Origin of the sequence: Corynebacterium poyangense, assembly GCF_014522205.1 — a bacterium.
GTDB classification, from domain to species: domain Bacteria; phylum Actinomycetota; class Actinomycetes; order Mycobacteriales; family Mycobacteriaceae; genus Corynebacterium; species Corynebacterium poyangense.
Map to the genome: position 1 here is coordinate 11,675 of NZ_CP046884.1, position 26,026 is coordinate 37,700.

Here is a 26,026-nt window from a genome sequence, read left to right on the forward strand (position 1 = left end):
ACTTAGATAGTGATAATTAGAAGAAAATTTAAATAAAATCCCAGTGCCTTATCAGAGCATTGGGATTTTATTTGAGGTTCAGGATGACTACATAAAATCATCGAGACTAGGAGAGAATACCCCGCCACCAACTCTTCCATCTATGCCATTTTCAGCGATCATACCAAGCAGAATTAGTGGAGATTGATCAGCATCACGGATTGAGCTTTTTGACAATCCAGATCGGATGCCTAAAACTGGGTGGTTATAGGTTCCAATCTTACTAGCTCTACCAATTGGTACGGAGTCTATAAATCCGGAAAGGCCTTGTGCAGTACACGGAGCAGAAGAAAGAGTCTGACCACCGAGGCCGAAAAAGTCCACAACGGCACTGTCGCCTATGGCAGGTAACACGGAGGTCTTAGGTCCAGGATTAAAATATCCGACTGGCGGTTGACTGGCGATTCTAAACCATTTGTCAGGATATTTGGCTATCTGGAATCCAAAATCAACACCATTACCACCAACTTTAGTAATCAAATCGCTATTACTTCCTATTGCAGCTCTTTCTACCAAAGCGCAAGCAGCCATCCAAAGATTTAACGCAAAAGCCGTTGATTTCTCAAGAAACTGAATGAATTCTGGCGGATCGCTTCTAGAGGTATTAAGGTGATCTTTCACAAGATAACTACCCACGACGGTTCTACTATGACCATCGTCACCCTTGAGTAATGATTGTGCCAATAGCTTGAATAAATCGATACCGTTTAAATCCGTTACTCGTTTATTTAGCCATTCAGAAAACTTCCCATTTAGCCACTTATGATGATGAGGAATTAATTTATCTATAGTGCCTACCCTTAGAAGATGATCCATGCCTTCATTGACTGCCGCATAGGACTCCGCTCCTGAATCTAGATCCTTAATAACATGTAAGCTCATTGAAGGTGATATAACCCCGGCCAAGGGGACTACAGCATTTAAATCTTGAGCTGCGTAAATAGGAATCCTATTTTCATCGATCAATTCAAAAGCTTCGGAATAATTTGAGGCCCATCCTTCAAACAACACGGCTGATGCCAAAGAATTCCGAACCGGAATAGGAATTTTGTCCCGAAAAGGTGGTCCTGCATGGAGAAGTAGACGGTCCGGATAACCATGTCGCTGAAGGACATCGATCAGTTTTATTTGGCCTATCCAAATAGGACGGATAGTACCTAATTTCTCAGTTAGATTCATACCTCAACCCAAGTTTCCGAGATTGCCATACCAGCAGACTGTCCAGGTCCATTGAGAAAGTCACGTTGAACTGTATTTCCGGGGAGTCTTTCTCCGTCGAGAAAAACTTCACCGGCCTGAGCAATTCTGAATACTGAGAACATTTCGTGTTGGCCAGTACCAGATTCTGGACCGGGAACATCGACTGCAAATGGAGTCCCAAGGTCGCGCCAAATCAAACGGATAGATCGATCACCGGAGTGAGCTTCCTCAATCCAATCGTCTCCCTCCCGAATCGTCTTAAAATCTGCATCAGAAATAATTTCGAGTTTATCCATAAAACTACACGGACGGAACAACACGAACTTGGAGACGAATTCATCAATCAAGTAATTTGTGAGGGAATCGTTATCAGTCAGAACTATGCCGTATCCATCTTCATCATACGGTCGTACAACTACAAGAGCGGCTTGTCCAATACCAAACGGAGAAGCATTAATTCGGAAGAATACGGATAAAGAGGTAAAATCCGCAGCAGGATCCTCTTTTAGGTAGATGAAGGGGTTGTCACCGGTCCACGCGACTTTGCCAGGTAAAACTGATGGATTACTCATTTTCTGTCCTTTCTTTTTCGGTCCGGAAATTAATAAAATTAGTTGTTGGTGACCAAGCGAGATCTTTCTTTGCAGAGTGATTGGAGAATATTGATGCACGCGGATTTTCGTCATAATATTTTTCATCAATGACTGGCTTGTTTTGGATTTTATCTTTATACCAATCCAACGTTGGGTCACTTCGACAGGTATCATCCGCGCTGCCAAAATATATCCCAAATTTTATTGTGGTGTTTTCCACTGCCGCTTGGAATAGGGCGGCTAGATCTCCCGCCCAAACGTAGTAATAGAGCCAATGCGTGTCAGGGTCATCGATAAACTCCAAAAATTCCGGAAGCGTTTCTTTAAGTACTACCGCCATTGGCCTGATACAAATCACGCTCATATCTGTACCCGTAGCCATTGCTTTCCCCATGTTCTCCATGAGTTGTTTACTGATAGAGTACGGTTGAACGGGACTTAGATCATGTGTTTCAGTTACGGGGAGGGATAGAGGTCTCCAATTTGGTCGCATTTCAGAGAGTCCACATGCAGACACCGATGAACATAAAACAACTTTTTTGATAGCTGCTTCCTGTGCCGCCTGTAGAACATTCCATGTCCCGATAGTATTTACCGTGATATATGTTTCTGGCTTAGCATTCCAGTCGAAGTCAATGGCGGCAAGATGTATTATTGCATCTGCTCCGGTAACTGCGCGTCTGACAGAATCAAGATCCATGACGTCTGTTCTCACAAACTTGACCGATGGAGGTGAGCTGTTTTCAGGACCAACCTCGCATGGTATTAGATCCGCATTGGTTACTTCGTGTTGATCGGCAAGTCTGGCTAATACGTAGCGGCCTACTCGTCCCGAACCACCCGTGACGACAATCTTCATGGAGTTATCTTTCTTTCTTAGATCATTTATCTAACTTTTAGTTAGAGTTCAAGTCAGCATTTCTATATCGATTGATTAGCCATTTATTCAGGCGAACTAGTACAACTTCGCTCGGTGCATAACGCCCTCGTGGGGCGTTTGTGGAGCGGAGGCCTTTCTGAACCGATTCCCACGCGAAAATATCTTCTAACATGACTTGTTTAAGGTCCTCGACTTCCATTTTCCACGTTTCTTGGAAATTGTCTTGATCGATCGTGGACTGAGGATAAAGCCAGGTTGCTGCAAAGACAGAAGTTTGCGTTCCGGTTGGATACCAAAGAAAGTATTTTACTTTATCTGGCATAGCTATGATTAGCATATTAGGAGCGATAGTTGCATAAACTAAAGTTTTGCGCTGTTCTTCTGTAAGCCCTTTTAGAATTGGTTGAAGATTTCGTCCAGTTCTAGTGGGAGAAAGATCGGGCTTTAGGCTAACTAGGTTATATCCGATCACACCTTGGTCGATGGAATTGTAACTAGCTTCATAGTCAATCATCTCAGAGGATGTGTCATACATTTCACACCAGCTTTGAGAGTGAAGATGTGCGCAGTGATAGCATTCATCACCGAAAACCTTCCAATTTGCTTCTACGTCAAAAAATTGGAGTGGTTCAGCCGAAACTAGATTCTCGAGATCCCAATTTCTAAGGTAATCCGTTAGAGACTCCAACCGCTGTGAGATTGGAGGTATATCTTTATCAAAGGTAACAAATATGAATCCTTGCCAGATTTCGCTACGTATTTCCGGCAGTGAAATTGTTGATTTGTCGAAACAAGGATTTTCGTTGAGGTCTGGGGCTGACTGTAAAGCTCCGTTTAACCCATAGACCCACGAATGATAAGGACAACGAAAACGTCGAGCGTTACCTTGACCATCTGCAACTTTCATTGCGCGATGCCGACAAACATTTGCCATTACTTTAATGGATCCATCAGCTTGACGCACAGCTATAAGGGGTTCATTAATTAGGTCGATGGTAAAAAAGTCACCTTTGTTCGGAATGTCATTTGCTCTCCCAATACACAACCATTCGTGTGCAAAAATAGCCCCCTTTTCGAAGTTAAAGAAGTCATCTGAGATGAATGCCTCAGGGGGAAGGCTTACCGCATCATTAGTGGTCTTGTCACTGGCGTCGAATTCTTGAAGAGGAATTGGGGATCGAATAGATGTGAACAACTCTTACTCCTTGTACTGAGTTGGTGATCATTTTGATGATCAGTCGGATTGTGGCTTGAGTAGCATTGTTCACTAAAAGTATACTTGATGTCAAGTAATAGCTAACATCTTTGATTGGAGAAAACGTTGGAGTGTTATAACACCTTGGGACTAGCGACTTTGGCTAGAGCACTTCGTAGTGGAGACGCCAGTGCGGTCGAGCTAGTGGAATACTGCATCAGCCGTATTCATGATTTGGATCCTCAGATACAGGCATGGGTAGAGGTATTTGAGCAGAGGGCAAAAGAAAAAGCAAAAGAAGCAGATAGAACTCCTGCAGATGCTCGTGGACCGTTACATGGTATTCCCTTTGGAGTCAAGGACATTATTGATGTTGCAGGCTTTCGGACTGGCTGTGGGTCGAATCTGACGTCAGGACATAGTGCTGTGGCGACTGGTGATGTCGTTACGGCTCTTGAACAGTGCGGTGCAATTGCATTGGGTAAAACAGTTACCACAGAATTCGCATACTTCCAGCCTGGTCCCACAAGGAATCCTCTCAACTATAAACATACTCCAGGGGGATCTTCATCTGGCTCTGCAGCTGCAGTAGCGGCTGGAATGGTGCCCTTGGCTATAGGTACTCAAACAGCGGCTTCTCTGATTCGTCCAGCGGCATATTGTGGTGTATATGGTTATGTTGCTCCTGTTGGCACGTGGTCTACAAAAGGCATAGTTGGCCTAAGTTCTTCGTTGGATTCTGTTGGATTCTTTAGTGCTGATATCGAAGGAATCGAGATAATAGAGAAAATCGAAACTGGAGATACCCCTCGTAAAGAAAAACCAAGAGTGTTGACCTGGATACCAGATCATACCTTCAGCTGTGAGTCGACGATGATAGAAAGGCTGCTTGAAATATCTGAAGAACTAACCGGTCAAGGGTACTTTGTCGATCAAGTAGAACTAGACGAAGAGGCCAACGCTCTTATCGAAAACCATTCCACAATCATGGCGTATGAAGCATGCCGTGAAAGGCGAGAGCTGCTGAAACAACTTGATTCTGTGAGTGAACCTCTAGCTGAATTGCTAGAAACGGGGACCGCTATAAGCACATCCCGTTACTTGGCAGCGAAGAAAGAAACATATAACTGGCGTAAAAGACTCACTGATCGATTTAGAGACACCATCTTTTTGGCTCCATCGGCATTAGGGCCAGCGCCTATAGGACTAGAAACAACTGGATCGCCGATTATGAGTCGACCGTGGCAAGTGCTAGGCTGGCCAACTTTAAATATTCCCGAAACAGTGGTCAAGACATCAAGCCACTTACCGAGGGGCATCCAATTGATAGGACCCCCAAATTTGAAGAAGTCGTTGGTACAGGCAGCGATCTTGTTGAACCAAGACGCAAAATGATGGTGAAATCGGTTGACGAGCGTTCACTCTTAGTGTACAACAAAGAGCAGGTTGTTATCTTCTAGTAAACACCGCGCAAAAAAGATCTACCCAAAGGAGTTCCGATGACAATCTTGGAACCTAACCCGGGACATGTACCCGTCAAAAATCTTAGAAAAAGCGTAGTAGCAGGATCAATTGGGGTTCTCGTGCATTGGTTCGATTGGGCCGTGTATGCATATACGGCTACGACGATTGCCGGGGTATTCTTTCCTGAACAGGATTCTACTGCCAGTCTTTTGGCGGTATTTGGTGTATTTGCAATATCATTTATCGTCCGCCCTATTGGAGCCTTCCTATTTGGAGAGGTAGGTGACAGATTTGGCCGTAAGATTACACTCTCCATAGTAATCCTATTAATGGCGGCGTCTACGCTAGTGATTGGAGTACTTCCAGGATATAAAACGATAGGGTTATGGGCACCAGTATTGCTGATCATGGCAAGGGTAATTCAGGGATTGGCGGCCGGGGGAGAATTCGGAAGTGCAGCAACATTTTTGGCAGAGTACTCTCCAAAAAAGCATAGGGGATTTGGAGTTAGCTGGCTAGAAGTTGGAGCACTATTAGGATTTTTATTGGCATCTTTTGCAGCGTATTTACTAAATACGATATTAACTCAGGATCAATTGACCTCATGGGGCTGGAGAATTCCATTCTTAGTAGCCGCACCGCTCGGGGTTATCGGATTCTATATCCGAACACATATAGAAGATACGCCTGAGTTTACCGTCATGAAAGAAACGACGACAGAAACGATAAGTCCGACCGTGGATTTATTAAAAAATAATCTTAAAGAACTGTTCCAAATGATTGGAATACAAATTATGGAACAAGTCACATTCTATATAGTGCTGGTGTACTTATTAACTTATCAAGAGGTACAACTTAATATACCAGCATCTACCGCGGCAGTATTATCATCACTAGCATCAATAGTAGGGGTAATAGTTGTACCTATAGCGGGAACTATATCGGATCGGATTGGCCGTAAACCAATATTAATAACAGTATCGTTAATGACAATAATATTGCCTTTACCGATGTTCGAAATAATGAGAAAAGGAACGACATCAGCAGCAGCAGCGACTATGCTGCTAGGACTTATATTGGCAATTCAATTAGGTGTACATGCGGTAGTGTCAGCGGAATTATTCCCTACCAGGAATCGTCAAACAGGGCTTTCAATCGGATACAGTCTTGTATCGGCACTCTTTGCTGGTACATCACCCTATTTATTAACTTTCTTAATAAATAAAACACACAATATTGATATGCCTGCGTATTATTTAATAGTAGTAGGAATAATTGGTCTGATTATCTCCATAACACTGAAAGAAACTAAAGGAGTCGATTTGATATCAAATGAAGAACGAGAAGGAATAGATCTAGCTGAAATCATGCTGCACCACCAGATAACCAACAAAGGCCGATAAATATATACAGGAAAATGAATTAAAATTATAGGAAGGAAATCAGAATGAGTAAACAGATCGCTATTGTGACAGCGGACTATTTTGAAGAGTCCGAAGTGATATTTCCGTACTTTCACTTGAAAGGTAAAGGGTACGAGGTAAAAATATATACACCGAACGGCGAAGAGGCGCGCGGAAAAAACGGAATGAAAAACCTCCCAGTGAGTGGCGGCTTTGATGAAATCAGAGTTTCAGATATAGACGCACTGATTATACCGGGTGGATTTGCCCCCGATATTGTCCGACGCAACGAAACAATACTACGGCTGGTTAAAAAAGCGGATAAAAACAATACTTTAATAGCAATGATCTGCCACGGAGCTTGGGTTGCGATTTCAGCAAAAATTCTAAATAAGAGAAAAATTACTGCGGTACCGGTAATCCGACCTGAAATTGAAGGAGCGGGTGGCAATTGGCAAGATGAAAGTGTTGTTGTCGACCGTAACATGGTCACGGCTCAAGTGCCAAACGATCTATATAAGTGGCTGACCATTATTAGCAATAAACTAGAGGAAGGAATGGGAGGGGAGAATGAATAGCAACGCAAGGACTATAACAAAAACCCCTCATAAGGACGATATCATCCAAGTTAGAGTGGCCGGCAGGAAACTTGTAGGGAAAGATATAGTCCAATTAACCCTAGAAAGCCTCACCGGGGAAAAGTTGCCGGATTGGGAACCAGGAGCACACATCGACGTCATGATACCCGGGGATTCATCGGAGCCCTTGATACGTCAGTATTCCCTTTGCGGTGACTATCACGACAACTTCCGTTATGAGATAGGAGTGCTAAAGACTGTAGATTCGAGAGGTGGGTCTAGATTTATCCACGAACATTTTACTGTAGGCACGGTCATAAAGATTTCAGAACCTAGAAATCACTTTCCATTGGTCCCAAGTAGTAACTATGTATTTGTGGCGGGTGGGATAGGTATTACCCCGTTGATTCCTATGGTGAGGAAGGCTATTGAGGGACGAAAGCCATGGAAATTCTACCAGTTGGCAGAAAATAATACGCGAAGAGCCTTCCCAGATATCGTAGATAATTTCCCAAAAGATCACACGATAGTACATTTTTCCGATGAAAATGGCATGATGGATTTGGAATTATTAGCTAAAACATTTGAAGATGATACTGACGTGTATGCATGTGGTCCAGCTGGGCTATTAGATGGGTTGGCGACCATTTCTGAACGACAGGACCGCTGGCGTTTCCATTGCGAGAGATTTTCTCCACGCGAGTTTTATGATGCTGAGGAAGATAAGTCATTTACCGTCGTTATTGATAGTAGTGGTGATAAGGTTTTAGTTCCTCCGGGAAAAAGTTGTTTGCAATCACTAAGAGAACACGGTTTAAAGCTAGACTGGTCTTGTAAAGAGGGAGTATGTGGAACATGCGAAACTGATGTCTTAGAGGGAGTACCTGAGCACCGTGATTCAGTATTAACCGCAGAAGAAAGAGCATCTAATGAATCCATGATGATTTGTGTTTCTAGAGCCAAGACGAGCTATATCAAATTACGTCTATAGAGGGTCAAGGAATGCAGTGCTGACTTCCTGTTATTTCTAACGTCGCTGATAGATAATATATTTGTTGATTGAAACTGTATATTATCTATCTTCCTATTGGATATAACAGACTCTAAGAATCCTTAAAGGGATCGAATTCAATTCTAACGTTTTATGTGAACCCAAATTATTCGAGCTATATCTGTTTTGCTAAGGTTAGTGAATTTGTGGGGTAATTGAGAGTCAAACGCTAGGCTATCCCCTTCGGCTAATATATATTGTTCGAATTCGATAGAGACTTCCAATTGGCCTTCAATAACTATACCAAACTCCTGACCTGTGTGTCGCATATATTCGCCGTTTTCGGTCGAACTCGTTCCTGGAGGAAAAGTTATTTGGCGGAAAGAGTAGCTCTGCTCTGGTTGTTGTGTCAATAGTTCCCATACAACCCCACCAGACATAGTAAGAGATTTTCTGTTGACTTTTCTAACTAAGGATACGTTGTTGGAATTTATATTGGTTAGATTATTATTTGTAACGGAATCACCGCTTATATTATCTCTTCCAAAAATGGCATCAATCGGAATGTCAAGAACTTCTGCCAGTTTATATAAAAGTCCAACAGAGGGCGAGGCGAGTCCTCTTTCAATTTGCGATATATGTCCCGCACTTACCCCTGCTATTTTGCCGAGGTCTCGTAAACTCATCCTCCGGTTTTTCCTTATTTCCTTTATTTTTGGTCCTATCAGTTTTTCTGCTTCAGCCTCTAACGGCTCACTATCTGTTTGATTAGTTGCGTTGGAATTGTTGGACATCGTTCCTCCTGTTGTGATTTCTTGAAGATTCAATAATTATTCGGGATTACTGGCTTGTTATGACACGATCTAACATTTTCCTGGCCAGGTCAAATGGTGTCTTTCGGTGCTTAGTTCTACTAAGTTGCTTGAGCGAAACTTGTCTGCGCTTGAGCTGGTAATTTTCAGTGCAGCTTTGTGCAAGTGAGGATGGTCACAATCAGGCGATTTAGAGAGGAATCGAGGCTTCATTTTTGGGGTTCTGGGTATATTTGGTCTTTACTTTTTCTTGTCCGTTCACTATTTGGTTTCTATGGCCATGAAGTCCTATTTTGGGCAGTCCATACAAGGGTTGTCTGATTTTGGAGATAACCGGTGTTGTCCTGACGCCGAGCAGTATTTTCATTAGTTATTGATGTTTATGCCTAGTCACTGCAGCCAAGACCATGAAGACGATGGAGCTGGTACCTAAGCCACGGTGCAACGAAGTGTTATCCACCCCCAATATTTTAGGCAAGACTTCTTAAGAAATAGGTGCTAGGTGGAGGTGGGAAATGCGCTTTCGCTGGGGTGTCGCGGTAGAATACAACGGCGGTGCGCAACCGTAGTGGCCGCAAACTAAGCCATAGATCTAAGGAAGAGGAGACCCCATGGCAGCCCGAGAACTAATACTAGTCCGGATTTCACCACAATCAGCGTTCCGGGTGGCCCTAGCGATGTCTCTCGTAGGTTTAGTGGCGTGGGTTCTAGCAACCACCATTCTCTACTTCGTCCTCGATCTGGTGGGGGTGTGGGATAAATTCAACTCCGTGGTGTCCGGTGTTGGCGGAGATCAAGTAATAAGTTTCGGGATGGCTCTGGCCATGTCCACGCTCATCGGCGCCATCGGCGCCATCGCCACTACTATTCTGGCTCCTCTTTTGGCAATAATATATAACTCCCTCGTAGAACTTATTGGTGGATTGATAGTAACTTTCCACTCCGGCCATTAGATTTTCTAGCTCAGCCACACCTACCTATTAGTGGCGGTAATTCCGCAGGTAAAAGCATGATTTGCGAAATCTCCAGCCATGACTGTAAAGTAAGTCATCGTTCCCAGGGCCTATAGCTCAGTCGGTTAGAGCGCATCGCTGATAACGATGAGGTCGCAAGTTCGATTCTTGCTAGGCCCACTCATAACTGAAGCTTGGGGCATTAGCTCAATTGGTAGAGCGTCTGCTTTGCACGCAGAAGGTCAGGAGTTCGATTCTCCTATGCTCCACAACAAAAGCACCTGATCCACGACGATCAGGTGCTTTTCTTCATTTTACTCTTTCCCTAGTTCCGTTGATCCTTCAGCGCGTTAGCATAGAGAAATGACAGGAATGCTTTATAACCGCTTAGGGGCGTCGGGCCTCCAAGTTTCGCAATTCAGTTTCGGCTCCTGGGTTACCTTCGGTACGCAGGTAGACACCGATCTGGCGAAAGAACAACTGGCGGTAGCTAAAGATCATGGCGTGAACTTTTTTGATAACGCTGAAGTCTATGCCGGCGGTGAGTCCGAGCGGATCATGGGGCAAGCTATTGCAGATCTGGGATGGAAGCGCCATGAGTACGTGATTTCCACCAAGTTGTTCTGGGGGATCAACGGGGACATGGTGAACATGAAGAACACCTTGAACCGGAAGTACCTGATGCAAGGCATTGACGGTTCCCTAGAGAGGCTGGGTCTAGACTTCGTTGACCTGGTGTTTTGCCATCGCCCTGATCCCCAAACTCCGGTCGAGGAAACTGTGTGGGCGATGAGTGACATGATCTCCCAAGGCAAGGCTTTGTACTGGGGGACTTCGGAGTGGAGTGCGGAGGAAATCCGCGCGGCTTGGGAGATTGCTGAACGCCACCATCTGCATAAACCTGTCATGGAGCAGCCGGAATATAACCTTCTCCATCGCCACAAAGTGGAACAAGAGTTTTCCCGGCTCTACCAGGATATTGGTTTAGGTTTAACTACGTGGAGCCCGTTGGCGTCGGGCATACTGAGTGGGAAGTACGTGGATGGTATCCCAGAGAATTCCCGAGCAGCTCTCCAGGGCTATGACTTTATTCGTGAAGCCGCCGATGATGAGGATATAAAAGCAAAACTTCGTCGTTTCATTGACGTTGCCCGACGCATGGAAGTAACCCCAGCGCAATTAGCTTTGGCATGGGTTGCATCAAACCCGCATGTCTCTACCGTGATTCTGGGTGCTTCTACGGTTCAACAGCTGGAAGAAAATCTTGGTGCTGTGGCGGTAATGGACCGGCTCGGCGCTGAGGTAAAAACGGAGATAGCGGAAATTTTTACTGCGTAGGTGGGGTTTTCTTCGCTTGCAATTCCCGTAATTGGCGGGAATTACGCAGGAAAAACAAGGTGATGCAGATGGAGTAGATCAGCAGAAAAATCACGAGGAATGTAAGGACATTCGCGGTAGACATGGCTTTAAGTTTATGAGTTCTACGTGCCGGGATCAATAGAGGAAAGCGCTCTAGCCGCAAACCGAGGATGATTTTTCTTAAGCCAGATTGATGGTTAAAATGTCTGCGGGGCTATAGCTCAGTCGGTTAGAGCCGCAGACTCATAATCTGCTGGTCCCGGGTTCGAGCCCCGGTGGCCCCACATCGAAGCGTCGATGGAAGTTAGCCGAGTGCTGGTTTTCCATGGGCGCTTCTTCGTTTTCAGAATACGCCACTTCATAATGGGTTCTATTATTGGTTATTATCCGCCACCGTGCGGATAGATGATTGAAGAGAACTCTAAGAAGACATTCCTCTTTCTAAAGAGCGAAAATTCCCAGTGTGGTCGTCGAATATAGGCAGGTATGTTAGTCCGACGTAGGGTTTTATTTCCTTAATTGTCTCATAAGCTCGGCAATTGAACCTATAAATTCGGGGCGCGCCAGGCTCTCAAGCGGAGGGGGTGGTGTTTGCCGGGCTCTCCAGGCCCACATCGATAGAATGCCGCCCAGAATAAACTCCGAGATTGCCTGTTTAACAGCTATGTCTGAGGCATCTTCGGCGACGGTTGGGTTAATGCCTAGTTTGGATTGCCAGTTTTGTGTGATGACTTTGGTAATACGGGGGCGGAAGTGTGAACTGACTGAAGAGTTGAGCAGTTGACCAATTTTGGTGACAGCCTGATCAAAATGATTTATGTTCGGTATGCCTTCTTCTACTGATTGCTCTCCTGAGATGATTTCCACCACCGTCGATACGAGGTTGTCATCAAAAACTTGGGTGAGGATGTCATCGTAGAAGTCCTCGATATCGTGGAAATGGTAGTAAAAGGTACCTCGGTTACATCCGGCTTCGCAGGTAAGTGCCTGCACAGAGATGCGCTTGTATGGCTGTTGACGTTCCTGATCAAGAAGCCGCCAAAATGCTTTATGCAGTTCTTGATAATTGATGTCGCTTCGACCCATACTCAACACTTTTCCTAAAATTGATTATTTTTTCCAACACGGTGTTGGAATATTCTAAAGAACATGGAACCCGTAGTGCTGAGCAATGTTTCCTTCAGATATAGCCGCAAGGATGACTACATTCTGCAAGATCTCTCTTTCCAGGCTGGTGTAGGGGAGTTGTGGTGCCTTCTCGGTTCATCGGGCTCAGGAAAATCAACAATGATTCGACTTCTCATGGGCCTAAACGTGCCGACTTCCGGGACGGTACAGGTGTTTGGCGAGTGTGCCCCATTCCGTACCATGCGCCCAAGGATTGGTTATATGCCGCAAGATTCGGCACTTTACAATGACCTCACGGGCCGCGAAAACCTGCATTTCTTCGGTGAACTTTCGGGAGTGAAACACCGAGAGTTGTCGACGCGCGCAGCTGAATTGCTTGACTTCTTTGATCTCACAAATGCCGCTGACCGCTTGGTTTCTAAGTATTCGGGGGGAATGCAACGGCGACTTTCCTTAGCTATTGCGCTCATGGCGAAACCAGATTTACTTGTTCTCGACGAACCCACGGTAGGGCTGGATCCCCGCCAGCGTCTGCGGATTTGGAACCAGCTATTTCAGATGAATGCCGATGGCGTCACAATATTGATCACTACGCATGTTATGGATGAGGCTGAACGTTGTCCCAACGTTGCTTTGCTTGCTGACGGTCACATCATTGGTAGCGGGAGCCCGCAGGAAATTTGCCAACACGCCGGCAAAACCAGGTTAGAGGGTGCCTTCCTGCAAATCCTCGATGGCGAAAGGATACGTCGAGAAAAACATCTCGTGCCGAGGTTGTAGGAGAAGAACTATGAATAATCTCAGAGCTGTCAGTAAGAGAATCTTCTTACAGTTCCGGCATGATCCACGTACGGCAGCCATTCTATTTGTAGCTCCGGTGATCGTGATGTGGTTGCTATCACTAGTTCTGAACGTTGATGGCTACCGGCCAGTAGTGGCGACGCAGCAGTTGCCTGACGCCATTCACCAGCTTTACGAAGAAGAGGCAGAGGTTATTCCTTTTCCTGGTGGGGATGAGACAGAATATCTCCGGGAAGGACACGCGGATGCTGTCATCAAGCTCGACGACGATAAACTCCATCTTCTCATCGACGGATCAGATCCCGTCCGAATGCAGGCGGTAATAAAAACTACCCAGGGCGTGCTCGATAAATACACCACTGACCTAATAGATCAGCAACACCTAGTTGCGGGAGTGAAAACCGCCGGCCCAGGCATGATTACTGGAATATCAACCGATACTGTTTACGGTGACACGGACTGGAAAACGTATGATTATCTAGGACCAGCGCTACTTGGTATATTTCTTCTGGTCTTTACCTTCATTACTAGTCAAATGGCGTTAGTAAGTGAGCGTGCCCAAGGCACGCTGGAACGGTTTCTCGCTACCCCGGTGAAACCCTGGGAAATCGTAGGCGGCTATGCGATCGCCTTTGGCGTGATCGGACTGATACAGACCCTCATTATCTCCGGAATGGGAATGTGGTTAGTCGGTTTGCGAATAGTCGGTAATTTCGGATGGGTAATCACTATCGGAATGACGCTAACAATCACGTCGGTAGTAATGGGACTAATGGTGTCCTCCTACGCCAAAACGCCCATCCAAGTTGTGCAGTTGATGCTTGCCATAGTGTCACCACAAATACTACTGAGCGGGGTGTTTAACCTTTCTGCCGCACCGCGAATTTTACAAATACTCAGCGAGTTACTACCGCTGCGCCACGGAGTTAATGCTCTCAAATCAGTAATGATCAAGGGTGAAGGTTGGTCCGCGATTTCCTTCGATATCGGGATTATGTGGCTGATGATTGTTATATTCTTCATCATCGCCACGTGGGGGCTTCGAAAGAAAACAGCAAAGCGGCACTCCGGTTCCGCACAGCATCAGCGAAGCACTCACCATATGTGAAGGAAGATCGTTTTGATCTTCGATCCCGCCCTGTGAGGGTGCGTGCTTGTAAACACTGTTTTCTAAACTGAGTGCAGTTTCACTCACTATGCGTGGCTCTCGCAATATCTAGCTTTATTCGAATGTGGTAACTGCGCAGTGATTCAATGTTTTTATAGCTGTGCGGTCATCGCGATAGTGTTGCATCCATTCTTTTGTAGTGGAGCCGAGAGGTATATATCCAGGGACTTAATTTGCCGGGGGGGGACACGATCATCCTTAAGTAATGCGCATGAACCCCCGAGGGGGCGACGAGAGATACCCCAGTGCCAATTCTTCTTTTACTCCCATACCCTTTCGTTACTTAAAATAAACAAGAGAACGTGGGGTCCGCTGGCCAAAGATAAATCCCAAGTAATTATCTATTGATTTTCGTGATAGCAGACATATACTTTTAGTAAGCTATTTCTCGATTAAATTTAGTCGAGATTATGTCTCGATTCTGTTAGGCCAAAAGACAGGGCGCTAATTGAACACCCGAATGTGAGGAAACATGAGCAAGAACAAACTAACTTTAATTTCTGTTATTATAATGATCTTGATCGGGATTCTCTTTAAATCTTATGTTTGCAGCGCAATTGTCATAATTCTGATTATATTTATCCACATCATCTATCCAAAAATTAAATAGTCTCACAAAGAATAAATGTTTGGTTAGATGACATAATTATCGACTAAATTCCAATCAAGTACTACAATATAAGTTTTATTTTTAAAACAACAAATGTTCCATGATTAGGTGGATCGAAGATTTCTACCCCTTAAAATGCTGCAATGGTGTATCACCAACCGCCGCGCACCATGCTATGCGCCTACAATACTCTGCAGTCATAAACGAGGTTGGTCGATATGTAACACTAGATGTAACACTCGCGTGAGGCTTGTCATCTCAGCCACGAGCTGCAGATTTGTTCTTCTTCCTCTAGGATCCGCAAGCAACTTTCATCTCGACATCGACAGCGTGTCTGAAGATGGCAGGCATTTTGAAATGATCACTGATTTGTGAAGATCAAGGGAGAGTAAAACGTGGCAGAAGTTCTTATCGGCCTCGCCGCACTGGCAATTTATCTGGCAGTGCCGGTGCTTTTGTTGCTGATCTATTTGGAAATTAGAAAAAACAGGCACTAATAAGTTTTAGCCCCTAATCCCGCCTAATCCTGGAATCCTTATAGGCCGTGTTCATTGAAAAGGCGGGGTGGACAATGCCATTACTACTCTTGTGAGTAGCGGTCCCAGAAAGGATCTAAGGCCTACGTCCATTCATGGCCTGCTTCGGAAAACACACCCTACACTAAAGTGTTGAGGGAATGGGATTCTTTGGGGAAAACATTCTCTGTTTAAGACTTTCCACCTCCCAGTATTCTGTGGGGATTCGCTATTAATCATGTGATCAGCAACCACATGGAAACTTAACAATTGAGTCCCTGTAGATGATTCAGAGGAATATTTAATACCAGAGTCGGTAAATAAAAAGCGGGAAGCTCTAATATTTAGAGTTTCTCGCTCTGCTTTCTAGCGGACGTCGTTACTAAGTGGTGCCGTGTTGTCCGTTAGGTACTGCTTAATCCACGTATGTCCTACGGAATTTATCCGTGGGGATAGATCGTTGTTGCAGGCATAGTAGCGCCGCAACAGCGAGTAGTGCCATGACCAGATAAAAGGCTGTGGGAGTGCTTGCTCCTAGAGCTGCGAAAATAACCATGCCGGCAGGGATGCCCACGGTATTGACTATTTGATCGCGCACGGCAAAGCGATGAACTCGTTCAGCGGTATCAAATTCCTGGCCCATGACATCCCAGATAATCCCGGATATGGCGGTGATTGCACCGCTTAGCGCAGTGGCTACAGCAATAACAAGAATCGTCGAGCTAAAGGACAAGGCCGAAAGATGGAGAATATAAGCGACGCATAAAACGCATTGCAGGAGGTTCCATTGACGATTCTTCAGGATTGAGTAATTAGATATAAAGGAACCGATAAGAGATCCCGCGGACCCTGCTACAGCGATCCATCCCCACGTGGATTCACCAAATGTGCCCATCACTACGGTTGGGGCGGCTGAACCCAGGAAACCGATGGCTATAGAGACGACGAGCCAGCTACTCAGTCCGCTATTAACCCACGAGGGAAGAGATCCACTTTCCCTGGTTGATTCGGTTGGGGTGAAAAACAGATCTTTGTTCTGGGTTTTTGTTTCTTCGTGTGAGGAGTTCCAGTAGTAGGAGATAAAGAGAATAGAAAGCGCGAAGGTTATAACGTCGATGATTAAAACCTTTGTGAACCCGAGCCCCAGGGTGAGTGTTGTCCCCACCAGCGGACCCGCCAGGAATAAGGCGTCACTTGTCATCGCCAACACGGAGTTTGCTTTATGCCGTTCTGCGTCGTTGAGGATGATGGACAGAAGGGAGAAGCGATGAGGTCCAAACCAAGGCGCGCAAAGTCCGTAGAGGAAAGATGATAGAACCATCGCGATCGGCCATAAGTCCGGGGTCAATATCATCCAGAGCACAAGCCCTGCCTGGGCGATAGCTCTTCCGGTATCCGAGGCGATCATTAAGCGCGCCGGGAATCGTGAAGCCGGGATCTTGTCCAAGATCAATGATGAGATGAGTTTCGCAGCCCAGAGGGCAATAAGCACTGCTGTGAGAAGGCGGCCAGAATGATCAAGCCGGAAAGACTGGATAGCAAAAGCAGCGGGTACTAGTCCGTCACCAAAAGTTGAGGCTACGACGGCCCCAAGAAGAACATTTACTCTTGAATGAAAACTCACATTTACCTTTTCATATAAAATCTAGTGGTTTACACAGAAGGCGGTACTTTGATTTCTTCACGGTAGATACAGACATGTTTTCTCCTCTCAATAAAAGAACCACAAAGAGTTATTGATATTGGACTCCTCGATCCCTACAGATAATCGGGGAGCACTCTTTGAATTTTGCCCAAATATAATACAAATTGGCTTATTCTGCCACCAATTCGACTTGTTAGATATCCGCAATTCTTTCAGGATGAGCGCGGTAAGTATTGGGGTTTTGTGGGTTACTCATTCTGCGAATCATTAAGTACCAAGGGGAAAGGCGCTGTTCTCAGGTACTGGACAAACGTTTAGCGTGATAGTCTTGGGGCATGGAAACACATAAGGAAAAAATAATCTCTAATATTTAGATGATATGGCTGAGATCGGGGATTGGACGAGTATTGTTGATGCAACAGCAGCTAACGGAAGAAACTCGTTTTATGCGACACCAGAAGAAGTTTTCATTATCTTGACGGCGATTAAGGAAAGTAAGCAAATCATTCCTGGGCGTCTTCACGGCGGTTTTCAGGACTTGCCCGATAATTGGGATCCGGCCATAATAACCGAAGAAATCTTCGCTGACACGGACCCGATTTCTGCCATGATGGAAGTATTACTCCGACCATCTGGGAAGTGGCCAACGAGGGGAAATTCTGAGAATACTTAATTGGCACAATGAAACGGATCTCTCGAGTAACTCTCTAAAGAATCAAGGTGCCTATCCGGTAGTTGGGTCCTTCAATTCTCTTGGCTCAGGAGATTGCGCCTGAGTTACTTCTCACGTCAAGCTATGGGGCCTATAGGGCGTCGGATATATCTCACGAAGCGGCGGGGGGTGGGAAGGGAAATACAGCTCACCATCGTTTGCGCAAGAACTCAAAGAACAGCGTGGACTCGGCTCCCCCGTGATGTTTTGCGAATGAGCTATTTCTGTTTCCTGCGATGAAGCGCCCCATACTCGCGTCTAGCTTTTGTGCCAAGATTGGACTCATGAAAGCTTTCTGCAGCGATCCCGGCCCTGAAAATCAGGTGTATTGCCTATGAAATCTCTTCGTGAACGCCTGCAACAAGATCTTCCTTATCCCGTCATAGTGGCCGCCGCATGGTCGGCTTGTCTGATCCTCATCGCCGGTGGCCTGATGGTTGTAGCCAAGTTATTGGGCCGCATCTCTATGGTGTTAATCCCCCTAGCCATAGCGTTATTGATCTGCGCGATGCTGGATCCCATGAACCGCGCGCTGCACCGTCGGGCCCACTTCAGCCGAGGGATGGCTGCCTTCACCTCTGAGGTATTCTTCTTCTCTCTCGTAGCTTTGGCCTTCACTTTGGCTGTGGAGCGCCTCACCTCTGGCTTCCGAGAGCTCCTCGATGGTGCCCAGCAAGGAATCAACCAAATAATTAACTGGCTAGAAAACGGTCCGCTGCACGTTAACGTCCCGCACAATTCTCAATTGCTCGAGAGGCTGGATTCCTTCACGAGGGGCGGGACGGAGTCGCCGCTCTTCTCCGGCGCGGTCAAGGTCGGTACAACAACAGCGGACTTCTTCGCTGGTCTCCTCATCTGTTTAATCGCCACCTTTTTCTTCCTCTACCAAGGAAAACGGATCTGGGATTTTCTGCTGCTATTCCTTCCCTCTCATGCTCGCGGTCCGACGCACGAAGCTGCGCGGCGTGGTTGGGTCAGCCTCGGCTCCTATACCCGAGCTCAATTAGCAGTAGCGGGAATCAACGCCATCGGTATTGGTTTCGGCGCGTGGATCCTGGGCTTGCCTCTGGTTATCCCCATCACCGTAATTGTCTATCTCATGTCCTTTGTTCCCATCGTGGGTGCTTTTCTTTCCGGTTTCGTGGCCGTACTCATCGCCTTTGTGGACAAGGGTTTCTGGATGGCGCTCTTCATGCTGGCAGTGGTCCTTATTGTGCACTTCATCGAGGCAAATGTTTTGCACCCCTTCTTGATGGGACATGCAGTTAGTGTCCACCCCCTCGGCGTCATCGTATCCGTAGCAGCCGGCACATATCTTTTCGGGTTCCCCGGGGCACTATTCGCGGTGCCGTTAGTAGCTACTCTCAATAGTTCTGTTCGCTACCTAGTGGGTCAAGACCCGTTTCCTTTCCTGGGCCAGAATTTCCGTCCTCGGACGTTCGGCCCTCCGGATTCTTAGGTGGCGATATACGCAAAAACCCCGATCCCTCTCGCGTCATGTGCTCGGGGGGAACGGGGTGTGGTCTGCGTCGAAGAAAAAGTCTAACCAGCTACTTGGTGTCGTCGCGATCTTGGGGGTCTTCAATCAAGGCGTGCTTGCCGGTGCTTTCCTGGTGCTGGTGAAGTTGTTCATCCAGGCTGGTAAGAAACTCGTCCGGATCAACCTTCTCCTGCTTCACGTCTTCCCCTTCCGGGGTAGTAGTGCTGTACACCAGGTGGGATTCTTCCCCTTCTTCGCTGCTATATTCTTCGACCCGCGGCGGTTGGGTGCCCGCCTCATCTTTCTTCCCAAAGAGAATCCACGCCACAAATCCGGCCACGAGACCTAAAATCAGGGCGAGGACCCACCCAATCCAGCTGCCTTTTTGGTTGCGACCAAACTTCTTATTGGCCTTCTTCCGTACCTTGGCGGCCTTCTTTTCTGCCTTCTTTCGGGCTTTCTTGCTGGATTTATCAGCCTGGCCAAGCAGCTCTTTACCTTGCTCCGCCAGGTCTTTTCCTTGTTCAGTGGCAGTGTCGAGAGCTTTGCTTAGTCGAATGCGCGCGGCTTGGGTTACCCGACCAGCCTCCTTTCGGGACTCTTGCAGAATGTCGGAACCGCGATCCTTCAGGGATTCAAGATCAATTTCTCCGGCGGCTTCTGACAAGGCGTCGTAGGCTTCGACAGCTTTGCGCTGCCGGTAGTCATTAAAAGTATTCCAAGCAGTGCGAACTCCGCTGCTCGCTAGGCGGATAGTGCTGAGATTCATCAGTCTCCTCGTCTCGGCTTTCCGGAGCGCGCCATAATTTCGCGCTTCTTTATCTATTTATCTTCTACATTACTGCCCTTTCCCCACTGTGGGCGAGTTATTCTGAGCTATCTTAAATTGATCGCCTAATATAGGCTCTATGACCAAGAAGACTGCTACTGCGACTCTGCATACTAATCGCGGTGACATTGTTATTGAGCTCTTCGGAAATCACGCCCCGGAGACGGTCCGTAATTTCATTGGCCTGGCTGATGGTTCCGCGGATTACCGTACCGAAAACGCTTCAGGCACCACCGAGGGCCCGTTCTATGATGGCGCTATTTTCCATCGGGTAATTGATGGTTTCATGATCCAAGGCGGAGATCCGACCGGAACCGGACGTGGTGGCCCTGGCTACATGTTCAATGATGAGTTCCACCCGGAGCTGCGTTTTGATCATCCTTATTTGCTAGCTATGGCTAATGCTGGTCCGGGTACTAACGGCTCTCAGTTCTTTATCACTGTTGCCCCAACCCCGCACCTGAATAATCACCACACTATTTTCGGTGAGGTCACCGATCCTGCTTCTCAGAAAGTAGTGGATGATATTGCCGGAACCGCTACTGACCGGATGGATCGTCCGGTAGAACCAGTAGTAATTGAATCGGTGGAGATCACCGAATAAAGGTTCATTAAGGTTCGACGCCCGCTTCTAGCTGTTCTGGGTTATCTTCCCGCAGCCGGAGCGGGTTTTGTGCGTTAAGGATTCCCAGTCGTGTCCAGCATTCTTACCCCCTTCGCTAAAGCACCCATCACACATATCATTATTGGCTTATGCATTGTGGTCTGGTGTGGTGCCGCCATCCAAAGCGGCAGTATCACCGAGGTCCTCAACAACCCTATCGCGGATTCTCTCGTGCTCTGGGGCCCAGCGGTTTACCACCAACCCCTTGGTTTCCTCCGCGGTATCGGCGCGCTTTTTATCCACCTAGATATTTCCCATCTGATGATGAATATGGCGATGCTCTACCTGATCGGGGCCTACGTCGAACCCTATCTCGGGAGTATGAATTTCGCCCTCATCTACGGCGCCGGGGGGTTATGCTCCTCCGCTGCGGTGTTATTTCTTCAACCTCTCCACCCCACAGTGGGCGCGTCGGGCGCCATCTATACCTTGATGGCGGTTCTAGTAGCAGTTAATTGGCGACGCGGACTCAACACCACCGGAGTATGGGTACTCATCTTCATCAACGTGGCTTTAAGCTTCCTCCTGCCCAACATCTCTCTTGCTGGACACGCCGGGGGACTGGCTCTCGGAATCCTCGCCGCCTTAGGGCTAACATCTACTCATCGGACGTGGCTATCACTATTCCCCTGGCTCTTAGTGGCCCTTTCCGCAGTGATCTTTTACCTCGCAGTCTGGACACTATAAAAACATTCCCAGGGTTTTCCCAAGAACACGGTTTTCCACAGAAGTTATCCACAATGTGGATAATTACCTTCCTGTAATTTCTCGAACAAGGAAAGGACCATTGTTCTCTGTTCGTTGCTTACCTGGGAGAAAGCCAGGAGTTTCGAACAAAGATCCTGGTCGGAAAAATTGTGCACAGAGTTTTCCACAGGTGGGGAAAACCCTTGGAAAAGTGGGCAATTACACATTATCCACAATTCTTTCCACAGCCTGTGGAAAACTTTCTTCGCAGTATGCGGAGAACTGTGATGATCTCCCCCGCGCTTCCTCAAGAAATCGAGGACAAAGCCCTCCCCCTCGAGGGCTAGGGGGAAGCTTGAGCGGAGCCAGAGTAGGGGAGAAACCCGGGAGGGTAAAAAATGGGCGCACCGGGAAGAATACATTCCTCTCGGTGCGCCTCTAGAGTGGGCGAACGGGTGGTTCTAGCGCCAGCCCATGGTCATTAACAGCCCGATGACTAAAAGCCCAAAGCCAACGGCGTAATTCCACGGTCCTAGTTGCACCATCAGCGGAATCTGGTTTCCGGCTAAGTAGTTGACAATAATCCAGGCGAGGCCGGCCAGCATGAAGAAGAACATCAGCGCCATGTACCAGGTGGGGGTGCCCCCGGCGTTGACTTTGATGGGGGCACGCTCGGTGCTAGAAGAACTAGAACTATGCAGCGGGATCTCATTCTTGGTGATCTTTGATTTCGGCATTGCCTAAATTACCTCAACTTCCCTTCCATGGATCTTGGCGTACTTTACCACCTCTACCTGCCGTTTAGCGGCCTGGGCTGAGGGCGGATAGATCAAATTTCCAATATCGAACGTTAATGGTGGCGTCTTTGCGGACGTCGGCCCCAGCTTGGGGGGAGAAATCAGCAATTTTGCCTTCATCGGTTATTGCCGGAGTTCGCACAATGTCACCAGCGCGAAGCTGGCTTGCTGATCCCTGCCAGCCAGCGTTGCGGAGAGCTTGGACTGCCTGAGCTTGGGTCATCCGGCCAATATCCGGCATGGCTATCAGCATTCCGTTGGAAACATCGACGGTGATGGTATCTCCTCGGCGGAGTTCTTGACCGCTAGCTGCGGAACTGACTACGGTGCCTTCGGCTTCTCGAGAATCCACGTAATTAGGCTGCGGGTGTAATCCGAGGTCCTCTAGAATCCCGCGCGCTTTATCCCAGGACATTCCGGAAATATCAGGTACGCGGACTCGTTCTGGCCCTGAAGACACCGTAATGCGCACCCGAGATCCCTTGGAGATTTTGGAACCAGCCGCTGGATCTTGTTGAGACACCTGCCCCTGTGGGGTTTTATCATCCGGTTCTTCCCGGACTGAAGAATCCAACTGCAACTCTGCTTTCGCTAACAGTCCAGCCGCTTCCTCAGTGGTTTTCCCACGAAGATCCGGAACCTCGGTGATTTCTCGGCCAGAGGACACCACCAACGTCACCGACGTTCCACGCTGCAATTCAGACCCCACCCCAGGATTAGTCCGAATCACCGTGCCCTCGGCAACATCGGGATTAGGTTCCTGGTTGACGTCCACTTTGAAGCCAGCATTTTCCAGCGTGGTTGTGGCCTCAGCCTGCGGTTTACCAGTCACATCAGGAATCTGTACCAGTTCTCGGGAGTTACTCAACCCCAATCGGTAACCAAGATCAAAATAATCCCAGGCAAAAGCACTACCCACTACCAGTGCAATCACCGTCAATACACCGGCTAGGATGCCTAACCACCTAGGCGTGCCCGAGGACTCCTTAGCGGCGCGTCGGGCATTTTTATTATCCGATTCTGGAGCCCGATGCCGCCCATTTCCCGGAGCCACTTCGGCAGCAGTCATCGTGGTTGTCGGAGCTGCTGGATCCGGCTCCGGTGTCTCAATACGCTCAGTCAACGCAGTCGGGGTGTCATGGATATGCGCACCGGCTGCCCTCGTCACCGCCGAACGACTGAGTCGGTTAAGGTCATCTGCCATTTCTTTGGCACTTTGATAACGATCCGCCGGATTCTTCGCCATGGCGGTCAGGACCACAGCGTCAATATTTAACGCATCATTGCGGGATAACCCATGAATCTCTTGAGAAGGAGGGGGTGGGTCTTCCTGAACATGCTGATACGCCACCGCAAAGGGAGTTTCTCCAGCAAAAGGTGGCTGGCCGGTTACCGCCTCATAAAGCACACAGCCTAAGGCATAGAGGTCAGAACGAGCATCTGCGGACTTACCGCGAGCTTGTTCCGGCGACAGATATTGCGCAGTACCAATAACGGCGGAGGTTTGAGTCATTGCGGAGGTGGAATCATCCAGTGCTCGGGCAATCCCAAAGTCCATCACCTTCACCGCGCCGGTATTGGTGATCATGATATTCGCCGGTTTGATATCTCGGTGAATAATCCCAGCATCGTGACTGTGCTGCAAGGCATCACAAACTGGTTGGAGAAGATGAGCCGCGTCCGTGGGTGAGAGCGGGCCATCCTGGCGCACCATATCCCGGAGAGTTCGTCCGTGAACCCGCTCCATCACAATGTACGGCACCATGACGCCATCGACATCGGTTTCGCCGGTGTCATAAACCGCCACGATGCTGCTGTGGTTAAGGCGCCCGGAATTCTGGGCTTCTCTCCGGAAACGCTCCCGGAAATTAATATCCCGAGCCAGCTCTGTCCGCAGCATTTTCAGCGCGACATCTCGCCCAATAAGGGTGTCCTCAGCCGCGAATACCTCGGACATACCGCCGCTACCAATAATTTCCCCCAATGCGTAGCGATCGGCAATCAGCCTATTCACTGGGTACCTCCGTTATCTGTGTTCTCAGGAACATGTGCACCTGAGCTTATAGTGCCAGGTAATGGGGCGCTATTTGTGGCTACCACGCTACCTTCTCCACTGTTATTCCCACTATTGGGGATACTCGGCAGCGGGGGTATAAACGGTGCGGAGTTTTGTGGCCGCGTAGCTTGGGCTGAGGAAGAAGGCCGACGATTATTTGAACTGGTTTCCGCTGATCCAGAGTGTTGACTGGTAGTTCTATCGGGTTCCGGTTCCACCGTTTCCGTCAGGGTAGGAGTAACGATTTCGGTTACCACCTCAGTGGGAGTTGTGGTGGGAACCTCGGTTTTCACATTTCGGCTAGAAAGCTGGGAACCCAGGAACACTCCACCGCCAATAAGGAGCGCCAACGCCGCCGTAATAAGAAGTCCGATAAGGAACCCACGTCCAGCCCCGCCCTTCTTCTTGTGCACGGGGTTGTTCTTGGGATTAACAGAAGCCGCGGAATTGCGATACCCCGGACGTGCTGGGGGAATCGCCGGTTGCTGTGAGGACAGCGGTTGACCGGTGCGGTTCCTGGTGACTGCCCCTAGGGCAGAGGTGGCCGCTGACGGGGAAGGTTCTGCCGGGGTCGGTGCTTTAGCGGCTGCTGCTGGCTGCGGGGGCCGGTGACCATTCATCACCGCTTTAATAGCGGTGGCTAGTTCCTGACCATCCGCAAAGCGCGTAGCGGGATCTTTGCGCAGAGATATACCGATGAGTTCCCTCATCGGAGCGCTGATATTTGTCGATAGCGCAGGCGGTGCTTCATTGATATGAGCAAGGACTACGGAAACTTGAGAGTCGCCGGAAAAGGGTCGTTTCCCAGACAGCATCTCATAGCCCACCACGCCCAGAGAATAGACGTCGCTAGCTGCGGTGACGTGGTGCCCCTGGGCCTGTTCCGGAGAGACATATTGGGCGGTTCCTACCACCATCCCCGTGCGAGTCAGCGGCACTGCGGCGGCTGCCTTCGCGATACCGAAGTCAGTAATTTTTACTGAACCGCTTTGGGTAATCAAGAGGTTTCCGGGTTTAATATCGCGGTGAACCAATCCCATGGAATGAATGGCTGCTAACCCGTGCGCCGCCTGGTCTAAGGCGGTAAGAACCATATCCTCGGGGAGTGTCTTTTCCCGGGTGAGTAGATCAGCAAGTGATTCCCCGCGTACATACTCCATGGCGATGAAGCAGAAAGTATGCCCGGCAGGATCTGGTATTTCCCGATAGTCATAGGTACTGATGACGTGTGGGTGATGAATGGACTGGGCCGCGCGTGCCTCGTTCCTAAACCGGTTGAGAAATTCGTTGTTATCGGAAAACTCCGGACGCAGCACCTTGATGGCAACTTCGCGGTCGTGCCGAACATCGTCGGCTAACCACACGGTGGACATCCCGCCATGGCCGATAATCCATTGCAGTTGATAGTCCTCACCAATGAGTCCTTGGAGCCGGTCTTTTCCGGCGGTATCTGGATTTTCCGTCATA

General features: G+C 48.0%; 24 protein-coding genes and 3 tRNA genes. 15 read left to right on the forward strand and 12 right to left on the reverse strand.

The genetic code is table 11. The annotated features are described in order from the left end of the window. Positions 1-87: 87 nt before the first annotated feature. Genes GP475_RS00055 through GP475_RS00070 form a run of 4 tightly spaced genes read right to left on the reverse strand, consistent with a single transcriptional unit; the run spans position 88 to position 3,907 of the window. Complete coding sequence (locus GP475_RS00055) at positions 88-1,218, reverse strand: oxamate carbamoyltransferase subunit AllG family protein (protein ID WP_187974655.1); 1,131 nt, start codon at positions 1,216-1,218, stop codon at positions 88-90. After that, on the reverse strand, positions 1,215-1,811 hold the full coding sequence (locus GP475_RS00060; protein WP_187974656.1) for an NAD-dependent dehydratase: 597 nt from the start codon (positions 1,809-1,811) through the stop codon (positions 1,215-1,217). Before GP475_RS00060 ends, GP475_RS00055 begins: the two co-directional genes overlap by 4 nt. Then, positions 1,804-2,691, reverse strand: a complete 888-nt coding sequence (locus GP475_RS00065) for an NAD-dependent epimerase/dehydratase family protein (protein WP_187974657.1) — start codon at positions 2,689-2,691, stop codon at positions 1,804-1,806. The genes GP475_RS00060 and GP475_RS00065 overlap by 8 nt, the downstream gene beginning before the upstream one ends. A 37-nt stretch (positions 2,692-2,728) precedes the next feature. Further along, positions 2,729-3,907 (reverse strand): aromatic ring-hydroxylating oxygenase subunit alpha, encoded by a 1,179-nt coding sequence (locus GP475_RS00070; protein ID WP_187974658.1) that lies wholly within the window; start codon positions 3,905-3,907, stop codon positions 2,729-2,731. A 159-nt stretch (positions 3,908-4,066) separates the two neighbouring features. Here GP475_RS00070 and GP475_RS00075 point away from each other — a divergent pair, with 159 nt between their 5' ends. The 4 genes from GP475_RS00075 (at position 4,067) to GP475_RS00090 (ending at position 8,343) form a co-directional block, all read left to right on the forward strand. After that, positions 4,067-5,302 carry an amidase gene (locus GP475_RS00075; RefSeq protein WP_187974659.1) on the forward strand — a complete coding sequence of 412 codons (1,236 nt, stop codon included), beginning with the start codon at positions 4,067-4,069 and terminating at the stop codon, positions 5,300-5,302. Positions 5,303-5,406: 104 nt separating this feature from the next. After that, positions 5,407-6,774: an MFS transporter gene (locus GP475_RS00080; protein WP_187974660.1), complete on the forward strand. Its 1,368-nt coding sequence runs from the start codon at positions 5,407-5,409 to the stop codon at positions 6,772-6,774. 44 nt (positions 6,775-6,818) lie between these two features. After that, a complete protein-coding gene (locus GP475_RS00085; RefSeq protein WP_187974661.1) occupies positions 6,819-7,352 on the forward strand; it encodes a DJ-1/PfpI family protein in 534 nt (177 codons plus the stop codon). Continuing rightward, positions 7,345-8,343 (forward strand): PDR/VanB family oxidoreductase, encoded by a 999-nt coding sequence (locus GP475_RS00090; protein ID WP_187974662.1) that lies wholly within the window; start codon positions 7,345-7,347, stop codon positions 8,341-8,343. The genes GP475_RS00085 and GP475_RS00090 overlap by 8 nt, the downstream gene beginning before the upstream one ends. 143 nt (positions 8,344-8,486) lie before the next feature. Here the strand turns inward: GP475_RS00090 and GP475_RS00095 are convergent, their stop codons facing one another. Beyond that, a complete protein-coding gene (locus GP475_RS00095) occupies positions 8,487-9,137 on the reverse strand; it encodes a cupin domain-containing protein (RefSeq protein WP_187974663.1) in 651 nt (216 codons plus the stop codon). A gap of 629 nt (positions 9,138-9,766) precedes the next feature. Between GP475_RS00095 and GP475_RS00100 the strand changes: the two genes are divergently transcribed. From GP475_RS00100 to GP475_RS00115, 4 genes are all read left to right on the forward strand, one after another. After that, complete coding sequence (locus tag GP475_RS00100) at positions 9,767-10,108, forward strand: DUF3566 domain-containing protein (protein WP_187974664.1); 342 nt, start codon at positions 9,767-9,769, stop codon at positions 10,106-10,108. Between the two features lie 106 nt (positions 10,109-10,214). Further along, positions 10,215-10,288: transfer RNA gene (locus GP475_RS00105), tRNA-Ile, on the forward strand. Positions 10,289-10,304: 16 nt separating this feature from the next. Further along, positions 10,305-10,377, forward strand: a tRNA-Ala gene (locus tag GP475_RS00110). Positions 10,378-10,471: 94 nt separating this feature from the next. After that, the gene (locus GP475_RS00115; RefSeq protein ID WP_223144669.1) at positions 10,472-11,446 is read left to right on the forward strand and encodes a potassium channel beta subunit family protein; all 975 of its coding nucleotides are present in this window, start codon (positions 10,472-10,474) and stop codon (positions 11,444-11,446) included. Here the strand turns inward: GP475_RS00115 and GP475_RS12415 are convergent. Continuing rightward, complete coding sequence (locus tag GP475_RS12415; protein WP_262485198.1) at positions 11,436-11,570, reverse strand: hypothetical protein; 135 nt, start codon at positions 11,568-11,570, stop codon at positions 11,436-11,438. The two genes, GP475_RS00115 and GP475_RS12415, sit on opposite strands and share 11 nt — an antisense overlap. A 107-nt stretch (positions 11,571-11,677) precedes the next feature. On the opposite strand from GP475_RS12415, the gene GP475_RS00120 reads away from it, so the two are divergent. Further along, a tRNA-Ile gene (locus GP475_RS00120) sits at positions 11,678-11,751 on the forward strand. A gap of 223 nt (positions 11,752-11,974) precedes the next feature. Here the strand turns inward: GP475_RS00120 and GP475_RS00125 are convergent. After that, on the reverse strand, positions 11,975-12,553 hold the full coding sequence (locus GP475_RS00125; RefSeq protein WP_187974665.1) for a TetR/AcrR family transcriptional regulator: 579 nt from the start codon (positions 12,551-12,553) through the stop codon (positions 11,975-11,977). Between the two features lie 63 nt (positions 12,554-12,616). Here GP475_RS00125 and GP475_RS00130 point away from each other — a divergent pair, with 63 nt between their 5' ends. Then, a complete protein-coding gene (locus tag GP475_RS00130) occupies positions 12,617-13,375 on the forward strand; it encodes an ABC transporter ATP-binding protein (RefSeq protein ID WP_187974666.1) in 759 nt (252 codons plus the stop codon). A 10-nt stretch (positions 13,376-13,385) separates the two neighbouring features. Continuing rightward, positions 13,386-14,504, forward strand: a complete 1,119-nt coding sequence (locus GP475_RS00135) for an ABC transporter permease (protein ID WP_187974667.1) — start codon at positions 13,386-13,388, stop codon at positions 14,502-14,504. A 1,600-nt stretch (positions 14,505-16,104) separates the two neighbouring features. On the opposite strand, the gene GP475_RS00140 is transcribed toward GP475_RS00135, so the two are convergent. Beyond that, on the reverse strand, positions 16,105-17,313 hold the full coding sequence (locus GP475_RS00140; protein WP_187974668.1) for an MFS transporter: 1,209 nt from the start codon (positions 17,311-17,313) through the stop codon (positions 16,105-16,107). 400 nt (positions 17,314-17,713) lie between these two features. Between GP475_RS00140 and GP475_RS00145 the strand changes: the two genes are divergently transcribed. Continuing rightward, entirely contained in the window at positions 17,714-18,007 is a 294-nt protein-coding gene (locus GP475_RS00145) for a hypothetical protein (protein WP_262485199.1), read from the forward strand. A 373-nt stretch (positions 18,008-18,380) separates the two neighbouring features. Further along, a complete protein-coding gene (locus tag GP475_RS00150) occupies positions 18,381-19,505 on the forward strand; it encodes an AI-2E family transporter (RefSeq protein WP_187974669.1) in 1,125 nt (374 codons plus the stop codon). A 91-nt stretch (positions 19,506-19,596) separates the two neighbouring features. On the opposite strand, the gene GP475_RS00155 is transcribed toward GP475_RS00150, so the two are convergent. After that, on the reverse strand, positions 19,597-20,295 hold the full coding sequence (locus tag GP475_RS00155; protein ID WP_187974670.1) for a GlsB/YeaQ/YmgE family stress response membrane protein: 699 nt from the start codon (positions 20,293-20,295) through the stop codon (positions 19,597-19,599). A 139-nt stretch (positions 20,296-20,434) separates the two neighbouring features. On the opposite strand from GP475_RS00155, the gene GP475_RS00160 reads away from it, so the two are divergent. Together GP475_RS00160 and GP475_RS00165 are read left to right on the forward strand one after the other, a co-directional pair. Continuing rightward, positions 20,435-20,959, forward strand: coding sequence for a peptidylprolyl isomerase (locus GP475_RS00160; protein WP_187974671.1), 525 nt, complete (start codon positions 20,435-20,437; stop codon positions 20,957-20,959). A 90-nt stretch (positions 20,960-21,049) separates the two neighbouring features. Further along, positions 21,050-21,706 carry a rhomboid family intramembrane serine protease gene (locus GP475_RS00165; RefSeq protein WP_187974672.1) on the forward strand — a complete coding sequence of 219 codons (657 nt, stop codon included), beginning with the start codon at positions 21,050-21,052 and terminating at the stop codon, positions 21,704-21,706. A gap of 461 nt (positions 21,707-22,167) precedes the next feature. Here the strand turns inward: GP475_RS00165 and crgA are convergent, their stop codons facing one another. The 3 genes from crgA to GP475_RS00180 form a co-directional block, all read right to left on the reverse strand. Then, complete coding sequence (crgA, locus tag GP475_RS00170) at positions 22,168-22,443, reverse strand: cell division protein CrgA (protein ID WP_187974673.1); 276 nt, start codon at positions 22,441-22,443, stop codon at positions 22,168-22,170. Between the two features lie 64 nt (positions 22,444-22,507). Beyond that, positions 22,508-24,517 (reverse strand): Stk1 family PASTA domain-containing Ser/Thr kinase, encoded by a 2,010-nt coding sequence (pknB, locus tag GP475_RS00175; RefSeq protein WP_187974674.1) that lies wholly within the window; start codon positions 24,515-24,517, stop codon positions 22,508-22,510. After that, complete coding sequence (locus tag GP475_RS00180; RefSeq protein ID WP_187974675.1) at positions 24,514-26,025, reverse strand: serine/threonine-protein kinase; 1,512 nt, start codon at positions 26,023-26,025, stop codon at positions 24,514-24,516. Before GP475_RS00180 ends, pknB begins: the two co-directional genes overlap by 4 nt. Position 26,026: the final 1 nt, after the last annotated feature.